6 protein-coding genes and 2 pseudogenes are annotated in these 6167 nt (G+C 56.2%); 4 read left to right on the plus strand and 4 right to left on the minus strand.

What is annotated here, in order from left to right:
- A pseudogene (locus AC1DLB_RS24915) lies at window positions 1-298 on the minus strand (hypothetical protein); the annotation flags it as partial.
- A gap of 531 nt (window positions 299-829) precedes the next feature.
- On the opposite strand from AC1DLB_RS24915, the gene AC1DLB_RS24920 reads away from it, so the two are divergent.
- Both AC1DLB_RS24920 and AC1DLB_RS24925 read left to right on the plus strand, forming a co-directional pair.
- Window positions 830-1294, plus strand: coding sequence for a hypothetical protein (locus AC1DLB_RS24920; protein WP_018928165.1), 465 nt, complete (start codon window positions 830-832; stop codon window positions 1292-1294).
- Window positions 1281-2174, plus strand: coding sequence for a tyrosinase family protein (locus tag AC1DLB_RS24925; protein ID WP_018928164.1), 894 nt, complete (start codon window positions 1281-1283; stop codon window positions 2172-2174). Before AC1DLB_RS24920 ends, AC1DLB_RS24925 begins: the two co-directional genes overlap by 14 nt.
- 6 nt (window positions 2175-2180) lie before the next feature.
- Here AC1DLB_RS24925 and AC1DLB_RS24930 read toward each other — a convergent pair.
- Window positions 2181-2855: pseudogene (locus AC1DLB_RS24930) on the minus strand (LysR substrate-binding domain-containing protein); the annotation flags it as partial.
- Between the two features lie 8 nt (window positions 2856-2863).
- Between AC1DLB_RS24930 and AC1DLB_RS24935 the strand changes: the two are divergent.
- The gene (locus AC1DLB_RS24935; RefSeq protein WP_477785832.1) at window positions 2864-3223 is read left to right on the plus strand and encodes a tautomerase family protein; all 360 of its coding nucleotides are present in this window, start codon (window positions 2864-2866) and stop codon (window positions 3221-3223) included.
- Window positions 3224-3342: 119 nt separating this feature from the next.
- Window positions 3343-3657, plus strand: coding sequence for a DHCW motif cupin fold protein (locus AC1DLB_RS24940; protein ID WP_477785833.1), 315 nt, complete (start codon window positions 3343-3345; stop codon window positions 3655-3657).
- A gap of 310 nt (window positions 3658-3967) precedes the next feature.
- On the opposite strand, the gene AC1DLB_RS24945 is transcribed toward AC1DLB_RS24940, so the two are convergent.
- On the minus strand, window positions 3968-4399 hold the full coding sequence (locus tag AC1DLB_RS24945) for a hypothetical protein (protein ID WP_477785830.1): 432 nt from the start codon (window positions 4397-4399) through the stop codon (window positions 3968-3970).
- Between the two features lie 254 nt (window positions 4400-4653).
- Window positions 4654-6167 (minus strand): catalase/peroxidase HPI (katG, locus tag AC1DLB_RS24950; RefSeq protein WP_477785831.1); only part of this gene is annotated, 1514 nt, incomplete at its 5' end.

The following is a 6167-nucleotide window of genomic DNA, read 5'->3' on the forward strand; positions in this document are numbered from 1 at the left end:
AGCGATCACTGTTATGAATTTCTTTCTGGGTCGCATTCTTGATGGAGTTTCCCCAGTTTGAAATTTGTAATTCACCTGAAAAGTTGTTGTCTGTATCTGCATTTTCTTTGGTTTTTATTTCTGCAGGAAGCACAATAACATCTACATTGTATGCAAGGTCATAATAGTCAATATCAGGAACAATGCTCTTGTTTCTTTCGCTTGAGACTTCTGAATAATTTCTTATGTTGGCACAACTCGTCACTCCGAAAAAGCTAAAAGCCAGCACGAGTAAGGCAGTTATTTTTTTTGTCGACATGTTACCCTCCCGTAATTATTGATCAAGGGCTTGCGTTGTCGTTGACGCATAATAATGATTGGGCCGAATTCGGCGATAACGAAATAATAGAAGCCTCTAGATAACTCTGCGCTACCAATTCCGACTTTTTTAAAAGTCTATATAAATCATAGGCCTATATTTCACGCCCAATCCCTCAGCTGTAATCGCGCGACTTCTGTTTTTTGACGTCAATATACTGTTGGGTCAGATTGATCCGCAGGAGTAGGTGAGGTTCAGGACGGTATCTACGGTTACTAGCTGCCTGTGCTCAACCAGTTCAGGCATATAACCGGGAGCCATGAAGTCGAGGCTCCACCCTGGTCTTTCGGATCATTCTTTCCTGGCAAGGGATCAGAGGACTGGCAGCCGTGTTCAAACTGAATGTCCGCCCCCCAGGAGAGATGCATCCGGTCCCATTATTCTGGCTTCAACAGCATGTCTACCCATCACCAACTACACTTTCTCCAGCCAGTCCGGGCAATCGTCCGGGGGCACACTCCAGGAGGAATCATGACAAGGAAAAATGTCTCCAGCCCTGAACCCTCAGCTACCGAAGCCAACGTGCTGTTGAGCCCGCCCGACATAGCTGCTCTCGCCGAGATATCCATCACTGATCCTGACAAAATGCACCCTGCGTGGATCAAGGAGCAGTTTCCCGAGTACGTGGACCCGCATGCAGGCCATGAGGCCAGGACGGTTCGCGAGATTAATCACAAAGGGCACGTTGTCCGGATCGTGACCACCTACCAGGTGGAGGTGGATGGGGCCCCGGTCCAGGCGCATCTGTTTGTGGACGATGCTGGACAGGTCCATACGCACGCCACTCCATTCGTTTCTTACGGATCGGCTCTCGATTTGATGACAGCGGTGATCGATGCCTATCCCGAGTCTTTCGCCAAGGGCAATGGCGACGGGGGAGAGCACTCCGACCATCCCGTTCACCATGATCACGGAGCACATCATGATCAGGTCTAATGCTGTCAAAGATCTCGCGGCGCTTCAGAAATACGTCGAAGGGGTGAAGCTGCTCAAGGACCCTGCGCTGAATCCCTGGCCTGGGCAGGCCAATCTCTCGATTTATGACTCCTTGGTGGCCTGGCACCACCGGGCCATGATGATTTCAACGCCTGCGGGGCAGATGGCCAGGAATGCTGCGCATGGAGGCCCATCATTTTTACCGTGGCATCGCTACTTTCTAGTGCGGCTGGAATCGTTGCTTCGCAAAGCGGTAAATGACCCACACTTTCGAATTCCATATTGGGACTGGAACACTGACGCGGAACTTCAGGACCCCAGGACATCAGTCATCTGGTCGAATCAGTACCTTGGACAGTTCGTGGACGGGAAGTGGCGGGTACGACTGATGGGTGATGGCCGCACCATGGAACTGGGCCGGGTAAACCGCCCCCTGGTGCGTTATCTGGGGGGAGGTGGGGCGCTGCCCAGCCGAGCCAATGTACGCAAGGTCATCCAGGAAAATACCCTGTATGACAAAGTGCCCTACGACGCGGCGCAATCCACCGGTGGTGCGCGCAACTACATCGAGGGATGGACTGGCAAAGAACGCATTCACAACAACGTCCATGTGTGGGTCGGCGGTGACATGGGGTTGTCGTCTTCGCCAAACGACCCGGTGTTTTTTCTGCATCATTGCAATGTCGACCGGCTCTGGGCGGCATGGCAAGCGAAGCATCCCGCCGCCGCTTACGTACCTGACGCAGCGGCTCCCGATACGCTCAAGTTCCATCGGATCGATGACCCGATGTACAGCCCTTTTCCGGAAAAGGTGACGCCTCGAGATGTTCTGAATTACAGCCAGTACTACAAGTACGACACTTTGAGCGACCTGCTTTAGGCAGCATCAAGCGGGGGAGCCTCTAGTCATACTGAACGCCTGCTCTTGCAGACTCGTTTGTATCAAAGCAGCCAATTGTCGGGGGGCAGGCGCCAAGTGTTCTGCCCCTCGATAAAGCACATAGCCGAGGGTCGGCAGCGGGGGTAGACCGGCAATCACGGCGAGATGCCCTGGCAGACCAATGCGGGTTCGCAACGTGAGGCCCAAACCGGCCGCAACGGCCGCCCAGATTCCACCAACGCTGGGGCTGGTCAGCGCGATTCGCCAGGGAATCCGCGCCTCATCCAGTGCCTGGGTGGCCGCGCTGCGCAACACGCAAGGGGCGTCGAACATGATCAATGGCAGGGGGGAATCGACAGAGCGGTTGATGGGGGGCGAGTCACGAGGCCCGATCCAGTGCATCTGCGTTTCACCCAGGTGCGTGGCGTAGGGGGACTTGTGCCCTGTGTCCCAAGACAGGGCCAGGTCCAGGCCGCCGCTGTCGATCAATGCAAGCAGTTCGGCATTGCGCGCGATCCTGACTTCGAGGCTCACCATCGGGTACATCTTGACGTAGCGTCGCAGAATGTCGCTGAGAAAGTGTTCGCCAAAGTCTTCCTGAAGCCCCAGGCGTACCGTGGCGGCGGTCTGGCTTTCGTGCAGGGTCTGGAAAATGCTGTCGTTCAGTTCAAGCAGTCGGCGGGGCACGTATTTCACTGCACCGGGGAAAGTCTGCCGAGTATTTACAGGCCCTCTCACAAGGGCTGCACGACGCCTTGGTAGAAAGCTTCGAAGTGCCGATGGCTGATCGATTCCAGGTCATTCACCAACATGAAACGGGCGAGCTGATCTTTGATCCCGACTACCTGGGCGGTCCTCGTAGTGATGACTTTGTGCTGATCGCGATTACTGCCGGTCGCCCTCGAGACATCGAGACGAAACAGCGTTTTTATCGCAACCTGGTCGAGAAACTGGGCCGAGCGCCGGGCATCGATTCTGAGGACGTGATGGTGGTGATTACCACGACCGCGGCAGATGAGTGGTCGTTTGGTGGCGGGCGGGGCAACTAGTTTTTGCTCTCAAGCCTGTATTCCGTAAATGTGGGCTATCTGTGTCTATCGGCAGCGTGGTCCGGTTGATAGGGTCCGTATTCACTTCAAGTTGATGAGGCAATAATGGACCTACCGCCATCCCCTTTGGGACTACCGATTGGTCGAAGATTGAACCGGTCGAACATGCCGGCCAGACGGGCATGGCCTATTGGCGGACCTGCCAGTTTGGTTCAACGCGTGTGCGGATGGTTGAATACAGCCCCGGATATCTGGCCGATCACTGGTGCTGGAGAGGTCATATCCTGTTGTGCCTGGAAGGCGAGCTACACACAGAACTGGAAGATGGCCGCCAGTTCACACTGACTGCCGGAATGAGCTATCAGGTGGGCAACGATGCCGAGGGGCACCGCTCGTTTACCACCAGCGGTGCGAAGTTGTTCATTGTGGATTGATGCGTCGGATCTGATCCGTATTTTTCTTGGCTATCTGCATCTGTAATGGGATCAGCCTGCGGCTCACAATGACGGCACGGTCAGCAGTGGCGGTAACCGCTGCACCGCAAACTCATAGCGTAGGAGGCCCCATGGGCAAGATGGCAATTTTCCTGGGTGGATTTCTGGTGTTGACCATTTTGATTGGTGCGCTGGCTACGATTTCTCCCGTTTAGTCTCGTCCTGCGATCAGCAAAAAGCACAACGCCTCCACACTGGGAGGCGTTGGTTTTCTTCGGACAAGCTGATGGCAGGGGGGGCCAAGACCGCCTCAACGAAYATGCTTGGAATAGGCCGCTTTAAGTGCCTCGGATACAAGGGCAATCAGTATCGGGGTAGAGCTGGACTGCATGTCTCTGCCGATGTCAGTTCGCCGTTCCAGCACTTTGCCAGCGTATTTGGATGCCTGGCCTTCAGACGCGAGTGATAACAGCTCTTCTTCAGTAAAAGACTTCTCATAAGCCGCAGCAAGATTTTGATTCCATTTCGGCTGGTACTGCGGAAGTAGCGCGTCAATTTCGCTCGATACGGCACTGTGTGCTTTTTCACTTCCTAACTTTTCAATGAGCATCGCAAAGGTTTGGGTTTTCTTTGCCGCCAACAGTGCCAGTGTTGGCAGGCTGTCACCCACATGGGTTTGAGCAACAAAAGCGAGCGCTGTCTTATGCGCAAGTACTTCAGCCGCGACCGTGGTGGACAACACGATGGGCGCTACGAATGCGACCGCGACACAAAAAGACCTCATCAATTGATCTGGCTCCTTCGGTTCGCCACGTCGGTGATGCGCTACTGAGAACCCTAGTCGGGAAATACCTATATCGCTAGTGATTCGGTTCCACTTTGGCTTGAGCCAGGGCGACGTTGATGGCGTGACAGCCGTCGTGTACCCAGACTTGAAAAGCCCACTGAACCAGTAACGGTCAGTGGGCTTTTTTCACGCTGGATTGAGCGCCAGCATCACCTCAGATCAAACCGATCCAGATTCATCACCTTGACCCAGGCTGCCACGAAGTCTTTCACAAACTTCTCCTTAGCGTCGTTGCTGGCATAAACCTCAGCCAACGCCCTCAGCTGTGCATTCGAGCCAAACACCAGATCAACACGTGTTCCCGTCCATTTGAGGTCGCCGGTTTTGCGATCACGTCCTTCAAATTCCTCGTTGGCTTCCGACACCGGTTTCCATTCCACGCCCATGTCGAGCAGGTTTTTGAAGAAGTCGTTGGTCAACGCTCCCGGTTGCTTCGTGAACACGCCGTGTTGGGTTTGGCCGACGTTGGTGTTCAGCACGCGCAGGCCACCAATGAGTACGGTCATTTCCGGCGCGGTGAGGGTCAGCAGTTGGGCCTTGTCGATCAGCAGGGCCTCGGCCGGTACGCTGTAGCGGGTTTTGAGGTAGTTGCGGAAGCCATCGGCGGCGGGTTCGAGGTAGCCGAAGGATTCAACGTCCGTTTGCTCTTGCGAGGTGTCCATGCGTCCCGGTGTGAAAGGCACCGTGATGGTATGGCCGGCATTTTTTGCCGCTTGTTCGACGCCGGCACAACCGGCCAGCACGATCAGGTCGGCCAGGGAGATTTTCTTGCCGCCGGTTTGCGCGCTATTGAACTCGTTCTGGATGCTTTCGAGTTTCGCCAGCACACTCGCCAGTTGCTCAGGCTGGTTGACCTGCCAGGATTTCTGCGGGGCCAGACGCAGGCGTCCGCCGTTGGCGCCGCCACGTTTGTCGGAGCCGCGGAAGGTGGAAGCCGCTGCCCAGGCGGTCGACACCAGTTGCGAGACGGTCAGGCCGCTGGCCAGGAGCTTGCCTTTGAGAGCGGCGATGTCGCTGTCGTTGACCAAGGCATGGTCGACCGGTGGTATCGGGTCTTGCCACAGGAGTACTTCGTTGGGCATTTCCGGGCCGAGGTAGCGGGAGAGGGGGCCCATGTCGCGGTGGATCAGTTTGAACCAGGCGCGGGCGAAGGCGTCGGCCAACTGGTCCGGATTGGCGAGGAAGCGCCGCGAAATCGGTTCATAGATCGGGTCGAATCGCAGTGACAGATCCGTGGTCAGCATGGTCGGATTACGCCGCTTGGACGGGTCGTGAGCATCCGGAATGATGCCCGCGCCGGCACCGCCTTTCGCCGTCCACTGGTTGGCGCCCGCCGGGCTCTTGGTCAGTTCCCACTCGAAGCCGAACAGGTTTTCCAGGTAGTTGTTGCTCCATTTGGTGGGCGTGGTGGTCCAGGTCACTTCCAGGCCGCTGGTGATGGTGTCGCCGCCTTTGCCGCTGCCGAATTTGCTCTTCCAGCCCAGGCCCTGTTGTTCAAGGCCAGCGGCTTCGGGCTCGGGACCGACGTTGTCGGCAGGGCCGGCGCCGTGGGTTTTGCCGAAAGCGTGGCCGCCAGCGATCAGCGCCACGGTTTCTTCATCATTCATTGCCATGCGCCCGAAGGTTTCGCGGATATCTATCGCCGCAGCGACCGGGTCCGGGT

The organism is Pseudomonas sp. 05N434 (genome assembly GCF_056396965.1).

Bases quoted from the DNA above. Each gene is read 5' to 3' on its own strand.
- AC1DLB_RS24920 (WP_018928165.1), top strand. From the start codon at position 830: ATGACAAGGAAAAATGTCTCCAGCCCTGAACCCTCAGCTACCGAAGCC.
- AC1DLB_RS24925 (WP_018928164.1), top strand. From the start codon at position 1,281: ATGATCAGGTCTAATGCTGTCAAAGATCTCGCGGCGCTTCAGAAATAC.